Below are 20,828 nucleotides of genomic sequence, written 5' to 3'. Positions count from 1 at the left end.
CGGTCGTCAGGCGGCGAAAAGCCGAAGGCAATCCTGTGCGCCTCGTCAGACAAGATGTGCGGCCGCATCAATCGGGCCCAAAAGCCGCACTCTCACGAATAGGACGGGCTAAGAAGCTTGCAGATCGCGCTCGGCGCCGCCGGGGCCGCCGGGACGTTCCAGCCGACGCGGTCGCGCCGGGAGGCCGACGCGGCCCTGCCAGCGCTCGCTGGATACTACCGGGATTTTGCCTCGGCCACGCCCGTGGCATTCGACGCGCACGAGGCCGTCCGTCTCGAGCTTGACTGGTGGCAGGCGCGGCGCGAGGCGGCGGACCCGCGCGACTATGGCCTCACCATCGCACGCGTGGCGGCGCTGACCTACGGCAAGTGCGCGGACGATTCCGGCATCAGGCAGTTCGGCATCACGCGGGCAGAGGCCATGGCGTTTCGCGATGGGCGGGGCGAGGCGATCACCGAGACCGGCTGGGCGGGGATCGAGAACCGGCTTGGAGAGGCGTACCGATCTCTGAAGGCGAGCGTGAGCCGCTGACGGTCCGGCAACGAAAAGCCCCGGACGATGCCGGGGCTTTGACGTCTAACCAGACTGGATCAGGACCTGTCTCGGGAGTTGGGTCGCTTCAGTTGAAGCGGTAGACCAGCGACGTGCTGATGGTCTGGACCCACGGCTTGAAGGTAATTGCGGTGCCCGTCAGACCCACCGCCGGCGCGCCGAAGTTATTGCCCGGAGCAAACGTCGTGGGCCGGGAAATGCGGTCATAGTACGCCGAACGGTATTCGGTTTTCATGAACCAGCCGGGCGCAGCAATTCCGAAGATGTCGAGGTTGTTCTCGACGCCACCGCCAACGAAAAAGCCATCGCGGTGGAAGGAGCCAGTGGTCGTCTGCGTCGCGGTACTCGCGCCCGGTCCCACACCCAGAAACGTCTGCGACGTGCCTGACCATTCCGAACCAGAGTAACCGGCGTTGATGTAGGACAGGACATTGGGCGCAACGAGATAGCCTAGCCGCGCGCCGGCCGTGTAGCTGGTGCGAAGCTTTTGGCGGCCTTCAGTTTGCCAGAAGGCGGGGTCGGTCAGCGAGCCACTGATGTCACCGAACTGTCCGTCGGCGAACACGCCGGCCACCCAGCGGCCGTTGAATTGCCAATCGTAACCGGCGCCGACGGTTCCAAACCAGCCGCTGCCGCCCAGGCGCGTATCGCGGGTTATCGCGGTGCCAGCAGGTCCGAAGGCACCGAACCCTCCGGCAACACCGGTGCTCTGGATGTTGCTGTCAGCGGACCACAGACCGCCGCCGCCGAAGATGTAGAAGCCGGTCCAGCTCTGGACGGGCGCGGGCGCCGGAGCCTTCACATAGGGGCGAGCCCCAAGGTCAGCCGCCGCGGCCGAACCGGTCATCGCCGCTAGTGCCGTCAGAGCGAGCAAAAACTTCTTCATGATCAAATCCCAACCTTGGTCTGTTCGGCGCGAGCGCGCTGAACTTCGAGTCATCGGATGACCAAGCTATAGGCGGTTCCAGCCAAAAAGCTGTTGCCGGTCAGGTACATATGAATTGGGAACGCAGAGCTTCAGGCGACGCCTCCGGACTGGCACGACCCGCTGGGGCACCGCGCACCGGAGCTCTCGATGTATCGAGCCTTGAACTCCGCAAAACAGAAGCCGCAAACGAAAAAGCCCCGGACAATGCCGGGGCTTTGACGTCCGAATTTCAGATCAGATCAGTACTTCGCGACGACCGGACCGGTCCAGTTGAAGCGGTAGACCAGCGAGGTCGAGATCGTCTGGTTCCAGCTGTTGGCGCGGATGCTGTTCCCGGTCGGGAGGTGAACGCCATCGATAAGCTCGTCCTGGGTCTTGGCGTTGTAGAAGGCCGAGCGATATTCGGTCTTCATGAACCAGCCGGGCGAAGAGATGCCGAAGATGTTCAGGCTGTTCTCGACGCCGCCGCCGACGAACCAGCCATTGCGGTTATAGCTGTTGAGGTGGGCACCAGCGGGAACGCCGGCCAGCGTCATGAAGTTGGTCTGGCCGAAGTGAGCGCCGGAATAACCGCCGTTGACGTAGGAGAGAACGTTCGGAGCAACCAGATAGCCGAGGCGCACGCCAGCGGCCCAGGAGTCTTCCAGCTTCTGCGAGCCGGTGATGCCGAAGAAGGGATCCTGAACCGTGCCGCGGATGCTGCCGAACTGACCGTCAGCGAACACGCCGGCGACCCAGGTGCTGTTGAACTGCCAGTCGTAGCCGAGACCGACAGTGCCGAACCAGCCCGAGCCACCCTGGCGCTGGCCGATCGTCAGCGGAACCGCGCCGACTGTGGTCTGGACGGACTGATCGGAGTTCGAGAGGCCACCACCACCACCACCACCGAAGATGTAGAAGCCGGTCCAGTTGGCGACGGGCGCCGGAACCGGGGCCTTCACGTAGGGACGGGCGGCCAGATCGGCCGCCGACGCCGAACCGGTCATCGCGGCAACCGCGGTCAGTGCGAGCAAAATCTTCTTCATTTCAAAATCCCCAAGCTTTGGTCTGTCCGGCAGGCGCGAGCGCACTGAAGTCCGATTGATCTGATGCCCGGACTATAGCTGCTTTCCGCCGAAATGCTGTTGCCGGACAGGCACAGTCGCCGGGAAACGCCGCCTGGCAGCGATTTCGGGCGCGATCTTCGAAATCAGAAATAGCTCTATCATTGCAATGTGTTGCGTCATTTTCCGAAGATCGAATTCCGGTAACTTCTCGTTAGCAAATTCGGCTCTGTCCGAAATGGTAGCAATCCTGCCTCAGCCTTGGCGCCGGTGAGGCGTTGGCCGAGTCGTTCCGCCTCGAGATGAGTCGGGTAGCGGACGCGGTCTGGTCGGGCGCCTCCGCGAGCAGCCGCAAACAAAAAGCCCCGGCAGAGGCCGGGGCTTTGTGCGTGACGTCGGAAGACTGCCTCAGACGTCCAGCAGCTCCTCGCTCGCAAACTCCGCCTTGTCCGAGATGAACGCGAAGCGCGCCTCGGCCTTGGTGCCCATCAGGCGCTCCACCGAATCCGCCGTGGTGTCGCGGTCGTCGGCGAGCAGGACCACCTTGAGCAGCGTCCGCTTGCGCGGATCCATGGTGGTTTCCTTGAGCTGCGCCGGCATCATCTCACCGAGGCCTTTGAAGCGGTTCACCTCTACCTTGGCGTTGGCGTTGAACTCGCTCTTGATCAACGCCTCCTTGTGCGCGTCGTCGCGGGCGTAGATCGACTTCGTGCCATGGGTCAGCTTGTAGAGCGGCGGCACCGCGAGGAAGAGGTGGCCCTCGTCGATCAGCCGCGGCATCTGCCGGTAGAAGAAGGTGATCAGGAGCGAGGCGATGTGGGCGCCGTCGACGTCGGCGTCGGTCATGATGATGATGCGCTGATAGCGCAGATCCTCTTCGCGATATTGCAAAAGCTGGCCGCAGCCGATCGCCTGCACGAGGTCGGAGAGCTGCGCGTTCGCCGTCAGCTTGTCCTTGCCGGCCGAGGCGACGTTGAGGATCTTGCCGCGCAGCGGCAGCACCGCTTGCGTCTTGCGATCACGGGCCTGCTTGGCGCTGCCACCTGCCGAGTCACCCTCGACGATGAAGAGCTCGGAGCCCTCGGTGCCGGCATCGGTGCAGTCGGCGAGCTTGCCGGGCAGGCGCAGTTTCTTGCCGGCGGTCTTGCGTGCCGTTTCCTTTTCCTGGCGGCGGCGCAACCGCTCCTCGGCGCGGTCGATCACGAAGTCGAGCAGCCGGTTGGCCATGTTCGGATTGCCCGACAGCCAGTGGTCGAACGGATCCTTCATCGCCTGTTCGACGATGCGCTGCGCTTCGGCGGTGGCGAGACGATCCTTGGTTTGGCCCTGGAATTCAGGCTCGCGCACGAACACCGACAGCATCACGGCCGCGCCCACCATCACGTCTTCCGACGTAATGGATGACGCGCGCTTGCCCTGGCCGACGCGCTCGGCGTGATCCTTCAGGCCGCGCAGCAGCGCGCTGCGCAGGCCGGATTCGTGCGTGCCGCCATCGGGTGTCGGCACGGTGTTGGTGTAGGAGGACAGGAAGCCGTCGGCATCCGCGGTCCAGGCGACAGCCCATTCGCAGGCGCCATGGGCGCCGTTGCGGCCCGATTTGCCCGAGAAGATGTCCGGATGCACCAGCGTGTCGGCGTGGATCGCAGCGGCGAGGTAATCCTTGAGGCCGCCGGGGAAGTGGAAGGTCGCTTCCGCCGGCACGTCCTCGACGCCCTTCAGGAGCTCGGGTGCGCAATTCCAGCGGATCTCGACGCCGCCGAACAGATAGGCCTTCGAGCGCGTCATCTTGAACAGGCGCTGCGGCTTGAACGCGGCCTTGGCGCCGAAGATGTCGGTGTCGGGCTTGAACCGCACGCGGGTGCCGCGGCGGTTGTTGACCTTGCCGAGATCCTCGAGCTTGCCCTTCGGGTGCCCGCGCTCGAACGTCATGCGGTAGAGTTTCTGGCTGCGTGCGACCTCGACCTCGAGCAGCGAGGAGAGGGCGTTCACCACGGAGATGCCGACACCGTGCAGACCGCCGGAAGTCTCGTAGACCTTGCTGTCGAACTTGCCGCCCGAATGCAGCGTGCACATGATGACTTCGAGCGCCGACTTCTTCGGGAATTTCGGATGCGGATCGATCGGGATGCCGCGGCCGTTGTCGGTGACGGTCAGGAACCCGTCGGCGCTGAGCTCGACTCCGATGAAGGTCGCGTGCCCGGCCAGCGCCTCGTCCATCGAGTTGTCGATGACTTCGGCGAAAAGGTGATGCAGCGCCTTCTCGTCGGTGCCGCCGATATACATGCCCGGCCGGCGGCGCACCGGTTCCAGGCCTTCGAGCACCTCGATATCGGCCGCAGTGTAGTCGGCTTCGCCGCCGGTCCCGCGCGAGGCCGCCTTGGCGGGCGCGCGCGACTTCGGCTCATCGCCGCCGAAAAAATCGTCTTTTGCTTTTGGCTTCAACTGCTTGGACATATATTTTGATGCACTTTGATGGCCGCGATGGCGGCGAATCGGTTCGGCCGACTATGCCACGGCTGGCCTGCAAAGGTCACCGCAGGTCCGCCCGGCGGGTGTGGGTGGGAGCCAATCCCGGCGATTTTACGCCGCAGGCCCCACCAATTCCCGGCAATTTGACTCTGGTCCCGGCTCAGGCCCGGCTTTGTGACTTGATGTCACACAAGTCCTTGGCTTACCAGTCCTTTTATCTGAGAGGACCGTGACGGGGCGGGGAAGGCAATCTGGAATGGAGCAGTACGCGCACGCACTGGCCGATTTCGTGCGTGCTCACCAGGCTTGGGCGGCCCCGATCGTGTTCCTGCTCGCCTTCGGGGAGTCGCTGGCCTTCATCTCGCTGCTGATCCCCGCCTGGGGGGCGCTGGTTGCGATCGGCGCGCTGATCGGGGCGAGCGGCATCAGCTTCTACCCGGTCTGGATCGCCGGCGGCATCGGTGCTGCGCTCGGCGACTGGGTCTCATACTGGTTCGGCTATCGCTACAAGGAGCAGGTCGCGCAGATGTGGCCGCTCTCACGCTATCCGGAACTGCTGCCTAGGGGCGAAGCCTTCGTGCGGAGCTGGGGCGTGCCCAGCATCTTCATCGGTCGTTTCTTCGGCCCCTTGCGCGCCTCGGTGCCGCTCGCAGCCGGCATTTTCGAGATGCCCTATTGGAGTTTTCAGATCGCCAATTTCGTCTCGGCGCTGGTCTGGTCCGCGGCGCTGCTCCTGTTCGGCGACGTGATCGCGACGGTCATGGAATGGATCTGGCACCTGATCTGACCGGGCAGCTCGGCGGCCCGGTCAGCGCATATGGCAGAGCCTAAAGCGAGGCGTTCCAGATCGATGGAATCCAGCGATAGCCCGAACCATCCTTCTCCTTCTCGACGCGGACGAGACCGGGGAAGGCGGCATGGAAGGCCTGGATCGGCATCTTCTCGGCAATCGCCATGTCGTAGAGCTTCCGCCGCGTCTCTTGCGCCAACGGCTTGTCGACGTCGGAGGCGATGTTCCATTCAGGATGTTTCACGAACAGGAACGCTGCGCCTGCGGTGATGTCGACCTGCACAAGTACCTTTTCCGCGCCGGACGCGACGATGAAGGAGTTGTGTCCCGGCGTGTGGCCCGGGCTCGCCACCGAGGTGATGCCGGGCGCGACTTCCTTGCCGGACTCGTATTGCGTGACCTTGCGGCCGAGCGCATCGAACACGCGGCGGATGTTCTTGAAGTTGCTCTCAAGGATCGGATTGCCGGTCCCCTTGCTCATCTCGCCGTCATCCATCCAGAACTTCCATTCCACTGCCGGAACCATGATCTCGGCGTTGGGGAAGGCCGGCTTGTTCTCGGCCGCGAGCAGGCCGTTGATGTGGTCGCCGTGGAAGTGCGAGATGATGACGGTGTCGACTGCCGCGCGGTCGATGCTGGCCGCCGCAAGGTTGTTGTGGAACTGGCCGACCTTGCCCTTGGTCTGCGTGAACTGGTCGGGCCCGAGACCGGTATCGATCACGACGAGCTTCGGCCCGGTGTTGACGACGACCGGATTGAAGGTGTGGGTGACCTTGTCGGTCGGCAGATGGTTCTCGGCGAAGATCTTGTTGATGTCGTCCTTGCTGGCGCCGGCCGCGTAATTGTCCGTCAGGTTGACGGTCGCGACGCCGTCGCAGACCACAGTGATCTGGTGGGTGCCGACATTGTAGCGGTAGAAGCTCGCATTCTGGGTTGCGGCCGGGGGCGCGGCGGCGCTCGCGGGCGAGGTCTTCACGAAGGGCAGGAGCGCCGAGGCGGCGGCGCCGGCTAGCGTTGCGCGACGGGTGATCTCGGTCATGGCGATGTCCTGGGGCTGGGTTGCGAACGAAAGGCACGAACCGGCGGGGTTGTGGCGCCTTTCTTTCTCGGGAACCCCCAAGCTTAGGGGAAATTCCGCTGCGCCCCGATGACATCCGTGCGGCATCCTGCCGTCACCCGTGCGGCATCCTGCCGTTACGAGTGCGGCAGCCGTCACGCCCCATCGATTTGGACTTGACCCTGGAACCCTCTGGCCTTATAGCCGCGCGCCATGATCAACGCCGCGACCATCCTGTTCGCCCGTCGCCGCCGCCGCTCTTTAGCGGTTTGGGCGGTCGATCGCGTTTGAGATCATCGTCTTTGCCGCTGGATCCGATCCGCGGCATTCTCTCTCCTGTCAGCGCGATCTGATCCGGCGGCCCCCCGAGGAGGCCCAGCAGGAGACCACGATGTACACGCCACCCTTTTTCAAGCAGGACCGCGCCGCGAGCCTGAATTTCGCGAGCGAGCGCGGCTTCGGCACGATGTGCGCCTTTGACGGCCACAAGCCGGTCGCCTCGCCGCTGCCGTTCTACCTGACTTACGCCGCTGACGGCACGCCGCAGGCCGCCTTTCATGTCGCCCGTCACAATCCGCTGCTAAAGCTGGCGGACGGCGCGACCTCCTGGCTGCTCGCGGTCAACGGCCCCGATGCCTATGTATCGCCCGACTGGTACGTCTCGCCGGATCAGGTGCCGACCTGGCTCTACCAGTCGGTGCATCTGAGCGGGCCGGTGCGCCTCTTGTCGGACGATCAGCTGGCGGTGCAGATCGACACGCTGAGCGACAAGTTCGAGAGCTGGCTGTTGCCGAAAGCGCCGTGGACATCGGCGAAGATGACGGCAGGCCGGCTGGAAGCGTTGAAGAAGGGAATCGTGGGCCTGGTCATGACGGTTGAAGAGGTCGAAGGCAGCTTCAAGCTCAACCAGCACAAATCGGACGCCGACTATACCGCGATCGCCAACGCGCTCGGTGCGCAACCCGCGGCCGACGCCAGAGAGATTGCACAACTGATGCAGGACGTGAGGCCGGAGGCCTTCGCGAACGAAACCAACATGCTCGAAAGGAGCGCGCCATGAGCCTCACCGAAACCACCAAGGCCCCGACCACCGGCGCGGCCAAGAAGCCCGCCACCGTCTTCGTCGACGGCGGCTCCGGCACCACCGGGCTCGGCATCAACGAGCGGCTGAAGCTCCAGAGCGACGTCACCGTGAAGACGATCGCCGACGACAAGCGCAAGGACCCCGCGGCCAAGAAGGCGCTGATGGAGGAGGTCGATCTCGTGATCCTCTGCCTGCCTGACGATGCCGCGAAGGAAACAGTCGCGCTGGTAGACAGCATGGGCGCTTCAGCGCCGAAGGTGCTGGACGCTTCCACCGCCTACCGGGTCGCGCCCGACTGGGCCTACGGCTTTCCGGAGCTGACGCCGGACCAGGCCGGCAAGATCAAGGCCGCGAAGAAGGTCTCCAATCCCGGCTGCTATCCGACCGGTGCGATCGCGCTGCTGCGGCCGATCGTCGATGCCGGTCTGTTGCCGCCCGATTATCCCGTCACCGTCAACGCGGTGAGCGGCTATTCCGGCGGCGGCAAGTCGATGATCGCGAGCTTCGAAGACGGCAGCGCGCCGTCCTTCGAGCTCTATGGCCTCGGCTTCGAGCACAAGCATTTGCCGGAGATGCAGCTCTATTCGAAACTGACGCGGCGGCCGATCTTCATTCCCTCGGTCGCCAATTACCGGCAGGGCATGCTGGTCTCGGTGCCGCTCCAACTCGACGCGCTGCCGGGCAAGCCCGGCGGTGCGGACCTTCAGGCCGCGCTGGCCGAGCGTTACGCCGGCTCGAAATATGTTTCGGTGATGCCGCTCCAGAACGAGGCGACCAAGGGCGGCAAGCTCGAGCCGGAGGCGCTCAACGAGACCAACACGCTCGAGCTCCACGTCTTCGCCAGCGACAAATATCACCAGGCGGTACTGGTCGCGCGGCTCGACAATCTGGGCAAGGGCGCGTCAGGCGCAGCCGTGCAGAACATGCGGCTGATGTTGGGCCTTGCCGACAATAGCTGATCGAACGTTGCTCGGGAGGCCAGCCCGGTGGACGAAGCGACGCTGCGACTTTCGACCCCGGCAAGACGATCAAATGACGCCTGAAAGGTACGCGTGATGAGCTCGAAGAAGATCGGCATTCTCGGCGCCTCCGGTTACACCGGGGCCGATGCGGTGCGCCTGTTGGCCCGGCATCCGAATGCCGAGATCGTCGCGCTCACCGCCAACACCCATGCCGGCAAGTCGATGGGCGACGTGTTTCCACATTTTTTCATGCTGGAACTGCCGAAACTCGTGGAATGGGAAAAGGTCGACTGGAGCAAGCTCGATGCGGTGTTCTGCGGACTGCCGCACGGCACCACGCAGGAAATCATCGCCGCGGTCCTCAAGGCAAATCCCAAAATCAAGGTCCTCGACATGTCCGCCGATTTCAGGCTGCGGGACAAGAGCACCTATGCGCAATGGTACGGCCATGAGCACCGGGCGCTCGAACTGCAGGGCGAAGCGGTCTACGGTCTCACCGAATTCTATCGCGAGAAGATCACGTCGGCGCGGCTGGTCGCCTGTCCCGGCTGCTATCCCACGGCGGCGCTGCTCGCGCTGGTGCCGCTTGCGAAAGCCAAGCTGATCGATGTCGACGACATCGTCATCGACGCGAAATCGGGCGTCACCGGCGCCGGCCGCGGGCTGAAACAGAACACGTTGTTCAGCGAGGCGGGCGAGGGGCTGTCGCCCTATTCAGTCGGCACCCACCGGCACGCGCCCGAGATCGAGCAGGAGATCGGGGTTGCCGCTGGCCACGCTGTGACCGTCAACTTCACCCCACATCTCATTCCGATGGCGCGGGGCGAGCTTTGTACGTCCTACGTCAAGCTCAACGGCGCGACGCCGGACGATTTGCGAACAGCGTTGGAGAAGGCCTACAGCAACGAGCCGTTCGTCCATGTCGCGAACAAGGGCGTGATGCCACAGACCCAGAACGTGCGCGGTTCGAACTACGTGCAGATCGGCGTATTCCCCGACCGCATCAAGAACCGGGCGATCGTGATCTCGGTGCTCGACAATCTGGTGAAGGGGTCGGCGGGGCAGGCGATCCAGAACATGAACCTGATGTTCGGCTTCCCCGAGACCGCGGGCCTGGAGCAGATCGCGCTGTTTCCGTAAGCGGGATGTAGTTGTGGACGAGGTGACCAAGGGCGGCAAGCTCCGAGCCGGAGGCGCTCAACGAGACCAACATGCTCGAGCTCTACGTCTTCGCCAGCGACAAATATCACCAGGCGGTGCTGGTCGCCCGGCTCGATAATCTGGGCAAGGGCGCCTCGGGTGCGGCCGTGCAGAACATGCGGCTGATGCTGGGGCTGCCGGAGGAGTAGGGCAGCCTCGTGCCCCCGGGCGCAGCGCAACGCTCCTTCAGAGCGATGCGCTGCAGGCCGGCGCCTGGCGCAACGCGCCGTCACTCACTGCGAAATAATGTCGGCTGGAAACGGTCGTACCGGGCGGCCGGCGCAAACATTCTTGCGGGCCGCCACGGCCTCGCGGCGATATGTCTCGAGGTCGCCGAGCAAGCGGTCGGAGATTTCGCAGACGTCGCGATGGTCGTTCGCATAATCGACCACGGCGCTCCAAGCGCGCGAGGCCCGGATGTAGGCGTCGCAGCGGTCCGACATCAAGGCGCGCGCCGTCGGTTTGGAGGCTTCGACAGCCTCGCTGCGCAGGCGTGGCAGTTCAGGACATGGCGCCTGCGCGCCGGCGTCGCGACATGATCCGGCGAGCGCGAGCACCGCGAGGACTGGCAAAAGGATCCGCACCGGGATTTCCCCCGCTTCGGTTGTTGCCGTGCGAAGGTATCTTTGGATTGCAATAGCGTCCAGCGACCCTGGACGCTGCGACTTCAAAACACCTTGAAGATCGCCAGTGCCAGCACGGCCTGGGCGAGGAAGCCGACGGTGAAGGCCAGCGTGCGGAACACCGGGATGCCGAGTGCGTAGACGATCAGATGCGCGACGCGTGACCAGAAATACACCGCGCAGGCGAGCACGGTCCATTTCGAGGAATAGTCGATCGCGTTCAGGATCAGCACCAGCGGCGCGAACAGCACGAGGTTCTCGACCGCGTTGTCATGCGCGAACATCAGGCGGTTCGCCCACTCCGCTTGCGGCTTGTCGGCGCGCGAGGGATTGGCCAAGGCGCCACTGAGCCCCCGAACCTGGCAGCGGTTGATGGTGTAGGGAATCCAGAGGATTCCGGTCAGGATCACCGTCAGTGTCAGCCAGAACAATTCGCGCGTCATGGTCCGTCCCCTGTGTCTTCGCTGCGTTGAGAGCGAGTCTATACGAAAGCGCGGGCGAGTCCGCTATGCGCGAACCCTGACATAGCTGCCGGGCGCGTCCTCGAGCGGGGGCAGGGCCTCGCTGCCGACCACGCGCGCCGGGACTTCCTCCGGATCGAGTTCGCCTAGCCATTGCCGCCAGTCCGGCCACCACGAGCCCTTGTGCTCCACCGCGCCCTTCATCCATTCGGCGACGTTGACGTCCTTGACGTTGTCGTTGGTCCAGTACTGGTACTTGTTCGAGGCGGGCGGGTTGACCACGCCGGCGATGTGGCCCGAGCCGGACAGGACGTATTTCACCGGGCCGCCGAAGAACTGCGAGCCGTACAGCACCGATTCCGCCGGCGCGATGTGGTCCTCGCGGGTGGCGAGGTTGTAGACGGGCACCTTGACCTTGGAGAGGTCGAGCAGCGTGTTGTCGAGCACCATCGTGCCGGTGGAGAGCCGATTCTCCAGGTAGCAATTGCGCAGGTAATAGGAATGGTTCGACGCGGTCATGCGCGTCGCATCCGAATTCCAGTGCAAGAGGTCGAACGCGCTCGGCTGCTGGCCCTTCAGGTAGTTGCTGACGACATAGGACCAGATCAGATCGTTGGAGCGCAGCATGTTGAAGGCCATCGCCATCTTCGAGCCTTCGAGCACGCCGGCCGCCCTCATGTCCTGCTCGAGGGCCGCGATCTGGTCCTCGTCGACGAACACCAGGAGATCGCCGGCATGGGTGAAGTCGACCTGCGCCGCGAAGAGCGTCGCCGACGCCACGCGCTGGCGGCGCTTCTCGGCGAGCCAGGCCAGCGTGGTCGCGAGCATGGTGCCGCCGACGCAATAGCCGGCGGTGTGCACCTTCAACTCGCCGGTGACCTTCTCGATCACGTCCATCGCCGTGAGCGGGCCTTCCTTCATGTAGTCTTCCCAGCTCTTGTTGCCGAGCCGCTTGTCGGGATTGACCCATGAGATCACGAACACGGTGATGCCCTGGTCGACGCACCACTTGATGTAGGATTTCTCCGGCTTGAGATCGAGGATGTAGAACTTGTTGATCCAGGGCGGCACGATCAGGAGCGGCGTGCGCAGCACGTTCTCCGTGGTCGGCGAATACTGGATCAGCTGCATCATCTCGTTCTGGTAGATCACCTTGCCCGGCGTCGTCGCCATGTTGACGCCGACGACGAGATTGTCCGGATTGGACTGGCGGATCTTCAGCATGCCCTTGCCGGCCGCGATGTCCTCGGCCAGCATCTTCAGGCCGCGTGCGAGATTTTCGCCGCTACTCGCCACCGTCTCGCGCAGCACTTCCGGATTGGTCAGGACGAAGTTCGACGGCGAGATCGCATTGGTGACCTGCTGGACGTAGAACTCCGCCTTGCGGCGGGTCTGCGGATCGAGCTCGGCGTCGTGCACCAGCTCTTGCGCCCATTTGGCCGTGAGCAGATAGAGCTGCATCATGAAGTCGAAGAACTGGTTCGACTTCCATTCCGGATCGGCAAAGCGCTTGTCGCGCGGCGAGGGCGCGATCGCGGGTGAAGCGTCCTGGCCAGCCATGCGGCGCGCCGCCGAGCCCCAGAGGTCGAGATAATCCTTGGCGAGCTTGGTCTGCAGATCGGACGCGCGGGACGTATCCGACAGCCAGTATTCGGCGACCGACGTGAAGGTCTTGACCACTTCCGTCAGCTCGGCCGGCGGGCGATCCTGCACCTCGCCGCTCTCGCGTGGCTTCAGATACGCGGCGAGCGCCTTGCCGCCGCTCTCCATCGCCCGCGCGACATTCATCGCGAAAGCTTCCGCATCGAACTTCGTTTCGGATCTGGGTGTGTCGGTCGTGGCGCTACTCATGAGCAGAACAGTAACGATTCATTCCGTATTCGTCACCGCGAAGCTCGCATGTTTGGCGTTAAACAAGCTCCAACATGTGCTGCACTGCGACAAAGCCCCTTGGTTTTGTCACAATCAGCGTGCACCTCTTCCGCAGTGGGCCTTGGAAGTATTCTCGCTCGTACCATTTGTGGGCAGCAATGGTTTGAGCTTGGGCAGGTTGTCGGGTTAAGCTCCGGCAGCCCTGCGTTGGGACGAGTAGGGGATTTCCCAAGTGTTGGCGTTGAGGGACCTGCAAAAGTCGCTGCCGATCTGTGGCGCGCTGCTGATGGCGGCGCTTGCCTTGAGCGGCTGCTCGAGTCAGCTGGCTGACTATACCCCCACCGACGCGGTGGCCCATCCCAGGGAGCCCGGCTCCTACCTTCCGGTGCATGATCTGCCGCCGGATCGTGATCAGGCGATCATCCCGCCGGACCAGCGCGCCAAGATCGAAGCTGAGCTCGCCGCCGCGCGCGACCGCCAATCCGTTGCCGCAAAAGACGCCAAGTAACGTGGCGTAATCGCTGGCGCCCCCGCCATGCCGTGCTAAAAGACCTCAGTTCAGCCGAGAGTCAGGGCGAACGACTTCAGCTCCTGCCGTCGAATATTACTCTAAGCGTTTGATTTTGAGTGATTTTTGCGAGGGGGCGAGAGCTTTCCCGAGCGGCTGTCATGGCCGGTCGATTCTGTCCTGACCGGTTGCCCGGAGCCCAGAGAGCCATGGAAGAGTTTTACCGCATCCGCCGCCTTCCGCCTTACGTGTTCGAGCAGGTCAACCGGGCCAAGGCAGCCGCGCGGAATGCCGGCGCCGACATCATCGACCTCGGCATGGGCAATCCGGACCTGCCGGCGCCGGCGCATGTGCTGGAGAAGCTGAAGGAGACGCTGGGCAAGCCGCGCACCGACCGCTACTCGGCCTCCCGCGGCATCCCCGGGCTGCGCCGGGCCCAAGCCGCTTATTACGCCCGCCGCTTCGGCGTGAAGCTCAACCCCGACACCCAGGTCGTGGCGACACTCGGTTCGAAGGAGGGCTTTGCCAATGTGGCGCAGGCGATCACCGCGCCCGGCGACGTCATTCTCTGCCCGAACCCGAGCTACCCGATTCACGCCTTCGGCTTCCTGATGGCGGGCGGCGTGATCCGTTCGGTGCCCTCGGAGCCGACGCCGCAATTCTTCGAGGCGGTGGAACGGGCGATCGTGCATTCGATCCCGAAGCCGCTCGCGCTCGTCGTCTGCTACCCCTCGAACCCGACCGCCTATGTCGCGAGCCTCGACTTCTACAAGGACCTTGTCGCGTTCGCGAAGAAGCACGAGATCCTGATCCTGTCCGATCTCGCCTATGCCGAAGTCTATTTCGACGAGAACAACCCGCCGCCCTCGGTGCTCCAGGTGCCCGGCGCGATCGACGTCACCGTCGAGTTCACCTCGATGTCGAAGACCTATTCGATGGCCGGTTGGCGCATGGGCTTTGCGGTCGGCAACGACCGCGTGATCGCCGCGCTCGCCCGCGTCAAATCCTACCTCGACTACGGCGCCTTCACGCCGGTGCAGGTCGCCGCCACCGCCGCGCTGAACGGCCCCGACGAGTGCATCAAGGAGATGCGCGACACCTACCGCAAGCGCCGCGACGCGCTGGTGGAGTCATTCGGCCGCGCCGGCTGGGAGATCCCGCCGCCGGAAGCCTCGATGTTCGCATGGGTGCCGCTGCCGGAGGCCTTCCGCAGCGTCGGCAGCATGCAGTTCGCAACCCTGATGGTAGAGAAATCCGGCGTCGCGGTCTCGCCCGGCGTCGGCTTCGGCGAGCACGGTGAAGGATATGTCCGCATCGCCATGGTGGAAAACGAGCAACGGATCAGGCAGGCCGCGCGCGGCGTGCGCCGCTTCCTTGAAAGCGGCATCGAAACGTTGCACAACGTCGTTCCGCTCGCCAATCGGCGTTAAGTTTCTCTTCGGCAGGTTTTCTAAAGCATCATGGTTGCACCCCTGAAAGTGGGCATAGCGGGGCTCGGCACCGTGGGCGCCGAAGTTGTCCGTTTGATCGAGACCCAGGCCCGCGTGCTCGCGGGCCGCAGCGGCCGCGGCATTCGCGTCGTCGCCGTCACCGCGCGCTCGAAGGCGAAGAAGCGCGGCGTCGATCTGCGCGGCGTCGAATGGGCCAGGGACCCCATGGCACTGGCCACGCATCCCGGCATCGACTGCTTCGTCGAGCTGATGGGCGGCGCCGGTGATCCCGCTCTCTCTGCGGTCGAAGCGGCATTGAATGCGGGCAAGTCGGTCGTCACCGCCAACAAGGCGCTGCTCGCCAAGCACGGCCTGAAGCTTGCCAAGGCCGCCGAAAAGCACGGCGGCGCGCTGAATTTCGAGGCAGCGGTCGGCGCTGCGATCCCTGTCATCAAAACGTTACGCGAAGGGCTTGCCGGAACCGGCGTCACGCGCGTCTACGGCATCCTCAACGGCACCTGCAATTACATACTGACGCGGATGGAGCAGGAGGGCCTGTCCTTCGCCGAATGTCTCAAGGATGCGCAGCGGCTCGGCTACGCCGAGGCCAATCCGTCCTTCGACGTCGATGGCCACGACACCGCGCAAAAACTTGCCATTCTCGCCAGCCTCGCTTTCGGCACGAAAGTTGCTCAAAGCGCGGTGTATGTCGAAGGTATCTCATCCATCGCGCCGGAAGATCTGCGTGCGGCCGACGATCTCGGTTACCGGCTCAAGCTGCTCGGTGTTGCCGTTCGCACCGCCAAGGGCATCGAGCAGCGCGTGCATCCGACCATGGTTCCAAAATCCTCCTCGATCGCGCAGGTGATGGGTGTCACCAATGCGGTCACGATCGATGGCGAGGGCATCCCTCCGATCACGCTGGTCGGCCCCGGCGCCGGCGGTGCTGCGACCGCATCCGCCGTCGTCGCCGACATCGCCGACGTTGCGCGCGGCATCCGTGCCAATCCGTTCGGCCGGCCGATCTCGCATCTGCGCGACACCAAGAAGGCGCCGATGGAGCGGCACGAGGGCGGCTACTATATCCGCCTGCTGGCGCGGGATTTCCCGGGCACTGCGGCCGCGATCGCGACCCGGCTCGCGGAGCAGAAGATTTCGATCGAGTCGATCGTGCAGCGTCATCCCAATGGCGGCGCTGCGCCGGCGAACGGCAAGGCGGTGCCCGTGCCCGTCATCCTGATCACCTATGCAACGCATGAGGACGCCGTGCGCCGTGCGCTCGCGGCCGTGCAGAAGGACAAGGTGATCAGCGGACGGCCACAGGTGATCCGGATCGAGAAGAACTGAGCATGACCCGGAAAAGTGTGAAGAGGTTTTCCGGAAAGGCCATGCTCAAACAATAGGACACGGTTCGAACGAACTGTGGGTGTTACGAGTTGATGTGGACGGAGATTTCCGTCCAAAACTGTTCCGAAGGAGTTAGCCGATGTCGACCCATATTTCAGTCCCGCCGCACGCGTTGCTCGAGCGCATCCTCACGCTGGAGATCGTGCGGGTGACGGAGCGGGCGGCGGTGTCTTCGGCGCGGCTGCGCGGGCACGGCAACGAGAAGGCGGCCGACCAGGCCGCCGTGGACGCCATGCGGCGCGAGCTCAATAAGCTGCCGATCGAGGGCACCATCGTGATCGGCGAGGGCGAGCGCGACGAGGCGCCGATGCTGTTCATCGGCGAGAAGGTTGGCATGAACGCCGGCCCGCAGGTCGACATCGCGGTCGACCCGCTCGAAGGCACCACGCTGTGCGCCAAGAACATGCCGGGCTCGATTGCCACCATGGCGATGGCCGACGGCGGCACGCTGCTGCACGCGCCCGACGTCTACATGCAGAAGCTTGCGATCGGGCCGGGCTACGACAAGGGCGTCGTCGATCTCGATGCGACGCCGGCTGACAACGTCCGCCGCCTCGCCAAGGCCAAGGGCGTCCAGCCGGAAGGCATCACCGTTCTCGTGCTCGACCGCCCGCGCCATGCCAGCATCATCGAGAGCGTGCGCTCGACCGGCGCCGCCGTCCGCCTCATCACCGACGGCGACGTTGCCGGCGTGATCCACTGCGCCGACCCCGATAACACCGGCGTCGACATGTATCTCGGCACCGGCGGGGCGCCGGAAGGCGTGCTCGCGGCCGTGGCGCTGCGCTGCATCGGTGGCCAGATGCAGTGCCGCCTGATCCTGGATTCCGACGAGAAGCGCGAGCGCGCCGCCAAGATGGGCGTCAACGATCCCAAGATGATCTACGGCATCGAGGATATGGCGCGCGGCGACTGCCTGTTCGCCGCCACCGGCGTCACCACGGGCTCGCTGCTGTCGGGCGTCAAGTTCCGCAAGGACGGCGTGATCGAGACCGAGACGGTCGTGATGCGCTCCGTCACCGGCACCGTACGTTACATCAAGGCCGAGCACCGGCAGTTGGAGAAGTTTTACCTGGGCTGACGCGCTTCGTCATTCCGGGGCGACGGGACCGCGCAAAGCGCGCGGCCCGGAGAAACCGGAATCTCGCGCCATAACTTCTGGATTCCGGGTTGGCGCTGACGCGCCCCCCGGAATGACAAGAACAACAAAAGGGGAAGCGCCCATGTCCGATCTCTCCTCCGTCAAAGCCCTGGTCTTCGACGTGTTCGGCACGGTCGTGGACTGGCGCACCAGCCTCATCACCGACTTCATGTGGTGGAGCAAGCAGCGCGGCATCAGCGCCGACTGGACCGCTCTGGTCGACGGCTGGCGCGGCATGTACATGGCCTCGATGGACGACGTGCGCAAACATCCCGAGCGCGGCTACGTCATGCTCGACGATCTGCACCGCCGCTCGCTGGAAAAGCTGGTCGCGCAATTCTCGATCAAGGGCCTCACCGAAGCCGATCTCGACTATCTCACCAAGGGCTGGCATCGCCTCAATCCCTGGCCCGACAGCGTCGCCGGCCTGACGCGCCTCAAGACCAGATTCGTGATCTCGCCGCTGTCGAACGGCAACGTCGCGCTGCTCACCAACATGGCGAAGTTCGCAGGCCTGCCGTGGGACCTCATCATGTCGGCCGAGCTGTTCGAGCACTACAAGCCCGATCCCGAGACCTATCTCGGCGCCGCGCGCCTGCTCGGCCTCAAGCCGGAGCAGGTGATGATGGTCGCCGCCCACAACGGCGATCTCGCCGCCGCGCAGAAGAACGGACTGAGGACCGCGTTCGTGGCGCGGCCGACCGAATACGGGCCGCTCCAGAAGGTCGATTTCGAGGCGACCGGCAACTGGGACATCGTCGGGAAGGACTTTGGCGGGGTCGCCGACAAGCTCGGCTGCTAAGCCCTCGACCTGGTCGAAGCCCGACCTCGTGCTGTTGCTGCCCGGTCTCCTGATCGGCATTGCGCTCGGCTATCTCTTGTTTCGCGTGCTCGACCACCGCGCCGTCGCGATCGTGATGGCGGTCGTCACCTTGATCTTCGTCGGCCTGTGGCTCCTGAGCGACCCCAAGGTGACCATTCGCCCGCGTTCGACGCCGAAAGCCGTTGCGGCCGGTCTCGCCTCGGGCGTGACCATCTTGGTCGCGCATTCCGGCGGACCGCCGCTGGCGATGTATCTGCTGCCGCTCGGCTGACCAAGGAAGTCTATGCCGGCACGACCAGCCTGTTCTTCACCGTCGGCAATGCGACCAAGGCGGTGCCGTGGCTGCTGCTGGTGCGGCCATCAGGCAACGTCTGGATCGTGATGGCCGCGGGCCTGCTCGCCATTCCCACCGGCGTCTGGGTCGGCTGGCGGCTGCATGGAAAGCTGGACGAGCGGCAGATCTACCGGGCCTGCTACGGACTGCTGGTCGCGACGGCGCTGAAGCTGGTATGGGACGGTGTGTCCGGCTATCTCGCCTGAAACACTCCGGCGCCGACGTTCAGATCCTGCCGAAGGCGACGGTCGCCTTGTCGTAAGCGCCGTCACCCATCGTCCCATCGCTGAAGATGCCGTGCTTCTCGATCCAGTCGAACGACTGCTCGTAGATCTCGCGCGAATAGGGTTCGAACACGATGCGCTCGCCGGGCCCCCAGCGGCGCGTGTCCATGGCCGCGTGAAAACGCTCCGGAAATTCGTTTCTGTAGTAGCGGGTGTAGAGCTCTGGCCGCAGATCGATGTCGCGCTGGGCCTTCTTCAGAGCCCGGAAATAGCGCTTGATGTCCTCGGGCGCTGGATCGCCGTTGATCATGGACGCGATCATGAAGGTCGTGTCGATGATCTTGCGATAGCCAAGCTGCTCGGCGAAGTAATAAGGGCCGTTGAAGAGCGCAGCCGCCTCGCTCTTGCCCTCGAACAGCAGCTCCATCCTGCGGAACAACATGCCGTCCTCGAAGGTGAGGTTGATGTCATCAGGCGCGAGATAGGGCTCGAGCGCCTGGATGGTCGAATAATGGCTGCCGGACTGAAAGCCGACCGAGATCGGCACGCCGGCGAGGTCGGAAGGGGTACGGATCTTCGAATCCGCGGGAACGAAGATGCCCGAGGGCGCGACCGAATAGACGTCCGCGTAGAGTTTGGCATGGCCGTTCGAGGCGGCGACGTTGACGGTCCAGTGGCAGGCGCAGCTGACGTCGGCCTTGCGTCCCTTCTCGATGCTCTGGAAGGCGCCTTCATTGACCTTGTTGTGGTGCTGGCCTTCGGTCGAGCGGATCAACTCGCGGAACTCGTAGTCGAGCCCTTCGTCGCGGAAATAGCCCCTCTCCTCGGCCACCCATTCCTGAAGACGGAAATGAGACTCGATCACGAATGTGGTCATGGCGTCCTCCGTGTTCGCCGCAGCCATTCGGCGGCTCGATTGACTGGAGGATAGCAAAGGGCGAAGCTTGATCCATGGCCAGAAGGGAATGTTTTATATGTCAAAAAGGGAATCTTCCGGCATCGACTTCCGCGATCTGCGCGTGCTCGACGCGCTGATCCGCGAGGGCAGTATCACGCGTGCTGCCGCGAGTCTCGACACCACGCAGCCGGCCGTCAGCAAGCTGCTGGCACGATTGCGGCTGCGCTTCGACGATCCCCTGTTCGTGCGGCGCGGCAGCGGCGTGCAGCCGACGGCGCGGACCGTCGCGATGGCCTCGCAGGTCCGCTCCTTGCTCGATATGGCCGACACGCTGTGGCAGGAGCGGTTGCCGTTCGATCCGCGCAAATCGGAGAAGACCTTCAGCCTGCTCTTGACCGACGTCGGCATGGTGCGATTCCTGCCGCCGCTGGTCGCACGCCTTGCCGTACTCGCACCGCGCATTCAGGTGCGCGCGATGCCGCTGGACTCCCGGCACTTTGCGCTCAAGCTGGAGTCGGGGGAGGCGGACCTCGCGCTCGGCGCCTTGCCGCGGGCGGCGGGGCATCTCCGCTCGCAGCGGCTTTATTCCGACGGCTATGCGAGCGTGGTGCGGCGCGGGCATCCGCGGCAGGCGCAGGCGCGGACGCGCCGCGGTTTTCTCGACGAGCAGCATATCCTGATCACCGCCTCCGAGACCGGGCATGCGGCTCATCTCGAAACGCAGCGCGTGCTGACACGGGCGATCGCCCGCGCCAACATCCTGTTGCAGGTGCCGAGCTTCATCGCCGGCGCGATCGTGGCCTCGCAGACCGACGGTGTCGCGACCCTGCCGGCCAATCTGGCCGCCATCGTCGCCGAGCCGCTCGGCATGACCGTGTTCAGGACGCCGGTTGCGTTGCCGCGGATCGAGATCGCGCAGTACTGGCATGAGCGTTACCATCGCGACCCCGCCCACCGCTGGCTGCGATCGATCACGCTCGCATTGTTCGGCAATCGCGCCTAGCGGGTAGGGCAGTCGGACC

General features: G+C 64.4%; 19 protein-coding genes and 2 pseudogenes. 13 read left to right on the top strand and 8 right to left on the bottom strand.

Features of this window, described 5'->3' with window-relative positions; translation table 11 throughout:
- Nucleotides 1–117: 117 nt before the first annotated feature.
- Nucleotides 118–531: a hypothetical protein gene (locus tag QJT78_RS25995; RefSeq protein ID WP_049807685.1), complete on the top strand. Its 414-nt coding sequence runs from the start codon at nucleotides 118–120 to the stop codon at nucleotides 529–531.
- 88 nt (nucleotides 532–619) lie between these two features.
- Here the strand turns inward: QJT78_RS25995 and QJT78_RS25990 are convergent, their stop codons facing one another.
- The 3 genes from QJT78_RS25990 to parE form a co-directional block, all read right to left on the bottom strand.
- The gene (locus QJT78_RS25990) at nucleotides 620–1,438 is read right to left on the bottom strand and encodes a hypothetical protein (RefSeq protein ID WP_038943631.1); all 819 of its coding nucleotides are present in this window, start codon (nucleotides 1,436–1,438) and stop codon (nucleotides 620–622) included.
- 281 nt (nucleotides 1,439–1,719) lie between these two features.
- Nucleotides 1,720–2,505 (bottom strand): membrane protein, encoded by a 786-nt coding sequence (locus tag QJT78_RS25985; RefSeq protein ID WP_038943632.1) that lies wholly within the window; start codon nucleotides 2,503–2,505, stop codon nucleotides 1,720–1,722.
- A 426-nt stretch (nucleotides 2,506–2,931) separates the two neighbouring features.
- Entirely contained in the window at nucleotides 2,932–4,977 is a 2,046-nt protein-coding gene (parE, locus tag QJT78_RS25980) for a DNA topoisomerase IV subunit B (protein ID WP_028153051.1), read from the bottom strand.
- 271 nt (nucleotides 4,978–5,248) lie between these two features.
- Here parE and QJT78_RS25975 point away from each other — a divergent pair, with 271 nt between their 5' ends.
- Nucleotides 5,249–5,779, top strand: coding sequence for a DedA family protein (locus tag QJT78_RS25975; RefSeq protein WP_028153052.1), 531 nt, complete (start codon nucleotides 5,249–5,251; stop codon nucleotides 5,777–5,779).
- Nucleotides 5,780–5,819: 40 nt separating this feature from the next.
- Here QJT78_RS25975 and QJT78_RS25970 read toward each other — a convergent pair whose 3' ends face one another.
- The gene (locus tag QJT78_RS25970) at nucleotides 5,820–6,821 is read right to left on the bottom strand and encodes an MBL fold metallo-hydrolase (RefSeq protein WP_028153053.1); all 1,002 of its coding nucleotides are present in this window, start codon (nucleotides 6,819–6,821) and stop codon (nucleotides 5,820–5,822) included.
- A gap of 409 nt (nucleotides 6,822–7,230) precedes the next feature.
- Here QJT78_RS25970 and QJT78_RS25965 point away from each other — a divergent pair, with 409 nt between their 5' ends.
- The 4 genes and pseudogenes from QJT78_RS25965 to QJT78_RS25950 form a co-directional block, all read left to right on the top strand.
- Nucleotides 7,231–7,899: an FMN-binding negative transcriptional regulator gene (locus QJT78_RS25965; RefSeq protein WP_038943633.1), complete on the top strand. Its 669-nt coding sequence runs from the start codon at nucleotides 7,231–7,233 to the stop codon at nucleotides 7,897–7,899.
- Nucleotides 7,896–8,882, top strand: a complete 987-nt coding sequence (gene argC, locus QJT78_RS25960; protein WP_028153055.1) for an N-acetyl-gamma-glutamyl-phosphate reductase — start codon at nucleotides 7,896–7,898, stop codon at nucleotides 8,880–8,882. Before QJT78_RS25965 ends, argC (QJT78_RS25960) begins: the two co-directional genes overlap by 4 nt.
- A 96-nt stretch (nucleotides 8,883–8,978) precedes the next feature.
- Entirely contained in the window at nucleotides 8,979–10,025 is a 1,047-nt protein-coding gene (gene argC / locus QJT78_RS25955) for an N-acetyl-gamma-glutamyl-phosphate reductase (protein ID WP_028153056.1), read from the top strand.
- Between the two features lie 44 nt (nucleotides 10,026–10,069).
- Nucleotides 10,070–10,234 (top strand): annotated as a pseudogene (locus QJT78_RS25950) (N-acetyl-gamma-glutamyl-phosphate reductase); the annotation flags it as partial.
- 84 nt (nucleotides 10,235–10,318) lie between these two features.
- On the opposite strand, the gene QJT78_RS25945 reads toward QJT78_RS25950, so the two are convergent.
- From QJT78_RS25945 to phaC, 3 genes are all read right to left on the bottom strand, one after another.
- A complete protein-coding gene (locus QJT78_RS25945; RefSeq protein ID WP_155258067.1) occupies nucleotides 10,319–10,669 on the bottom strand; it encodes a hypothetical protein in 351 nt (116 codons plus the stop codon).
- An 83-nt stretch (nucleotides 10,670–10,752) separates the two neighbouring features.
- Entirely contained in the window at nucleotides 10,753–11,151 is a 399-nt protein-coding gene (locus QJT78_RS25940) for an MAPEG family protein (protein ID WP_028153058.1), read from the bottom strand.
- A 63-nt stretch (nucleotides 11,152–11,214) separates the two neighbouring features.
- Entirely contained in the window at nucleotides 11,215–13,020 is a 1,806-nt protein-coding gene (gene phaC / locus QJT78_RS25935) for a class I poly(R)-hydroxyalkanoic acid synthase (RefSeq protein ID WP_038943634.1), read from the bottom strand.
- A 253-nt stretch (nucleotides 13,021–13,273) separates the two neighbouring features.
- Here phaC and QJT78_RS25930 point away from each other — a divergent pair, with 253 nt between their 5' ends.
- The 6 genes and pseudogenes from QJT78_RS25930 to QJT78_RS25905 form a co-directional block, all read left to right on the top strand.
- The gene (locus QJT78_RS25930) at nucleotides 13,274–13,549 is read left to right on the top strand and encodes a hypothetical protein (RefSeq protein WP_038943635.1); all 276 of its coding nucleotides are present in this window, start codon (nucleotides 13,274–13,276) and stop codon (nucleotides 13,547–13,549) included.
- Between the two features lie 209 nt (nucleotides 13,550–13,758).
- Nucleotides 13,759–14,979: an LL-diaminopimelate aminotransferase gene (locus QJT78_RS25925; protein WP_028153061.1), complete on the top strand. Its 1,221-nt coding sequence runs from the start codon at nucleotides 13,759–13,761 to the stop codon at nucleotides 14,977–14,979.
- Nucleotides 14,980–15,009: 30 nt separating this feature from the next.
- Nucleotides 15,010–16,326, top strand: a complete 1,317-nt coding sequence (locus QJT78_RS25920; RefSeq protein ID WP_028153062.1) for a homoserine dehydrogenase — start codon at nucleotides 15,010–15,012, stop codon at nucleotides 16,324–16,326.
- Nucleotides 16,327–16,465: 139 nt separating this feature from the next.
- Nucleotides 16,466–17,467 carry a class II fructose-bisphosphatase gene (gene glpX, locus QJT78_RS25915; protein WP_028153063.1) on the top strand — a complete coding sequence of 334 codons (1,002 nt, stop codon included), beginning with the start codon at nucleotides 16,466–16,468 and terminating at the stop codon, nucleotides 17,465–17,467.
- Nucleotides 17,468–17,609: 142 nt separating this feature from the next.
- Nucleotides 17,610–18,329, top strand: a complete 720-nt coding sequence (locus QJT78_RS25910) for a haloacid dehalogenase type II (RefSeq protein WP_028153064.1) — start codon at nucleotides 17,610–17,612, stop codon at nucleotides 18,327–18,329.
- Nucleotides 18,328–18,890, top strand: a pseudogene (locus tag QJT78_RS25905) (sulfite exporter TauE/SafE family protein); the annotation flags it as partial. The gene QJT78_RS25910 and the pseudogene QJT78_RS25905, both read left to right, overlap by 2 nt.
- A gap of 19 nt (nucleotides 18,891–18,909) precedes the next feature.
- On the opposite strand, the gene QJT78_RS25900 reads toward QJT78_RS25905, so the two are convergent.
- A complete protein-coding gene (locus tag QJT78_RS25900; protein WP_157790312.1) occupies nucleotides 18,910–19,785 on the bottom strand; it encodes an ABC transporter substrate-binding protein in 876 nt (291 codons plus the stop codon).
- Between the two features lie 97 nt (nucleotides 19,786–19,882).
- Here QJT78_RS25900 and QJT78_RS25895 point away from each other — a divergent pair, with 97 nt between their 5' ends.
- Nucleotides 19,883–20,809 (top strand): LysR family transcriptional regulator, encoded by a 927-nt coding sequence (locus QJT78_RS25895; RefSeq protein ID WP_162136523.1) that lies wholly within the window; start codon nucleotides 19,883–19,885, stop codon nucleotides 20,807–20,809.
- The last annotated feature ends 19 nt before the right edge of the window (nucleotides 20,810–20,828 follow it).

The organism is Bradyrhizobium sp. Mp27, from assembly GCF_029953005.1.
Lineage (GTDB): Bacteria > Pseudomonadota > Alphaproteobacteria > Rhizobiales > Xanthobacteraceae > Bradyrhizobium > Bradyrhizobium barranii.
The sequence above is the reverse complement of the archived record's forward strand: the minus strand, read 5'-3'. Positions and strand labels throughout refer to the sequence as shown.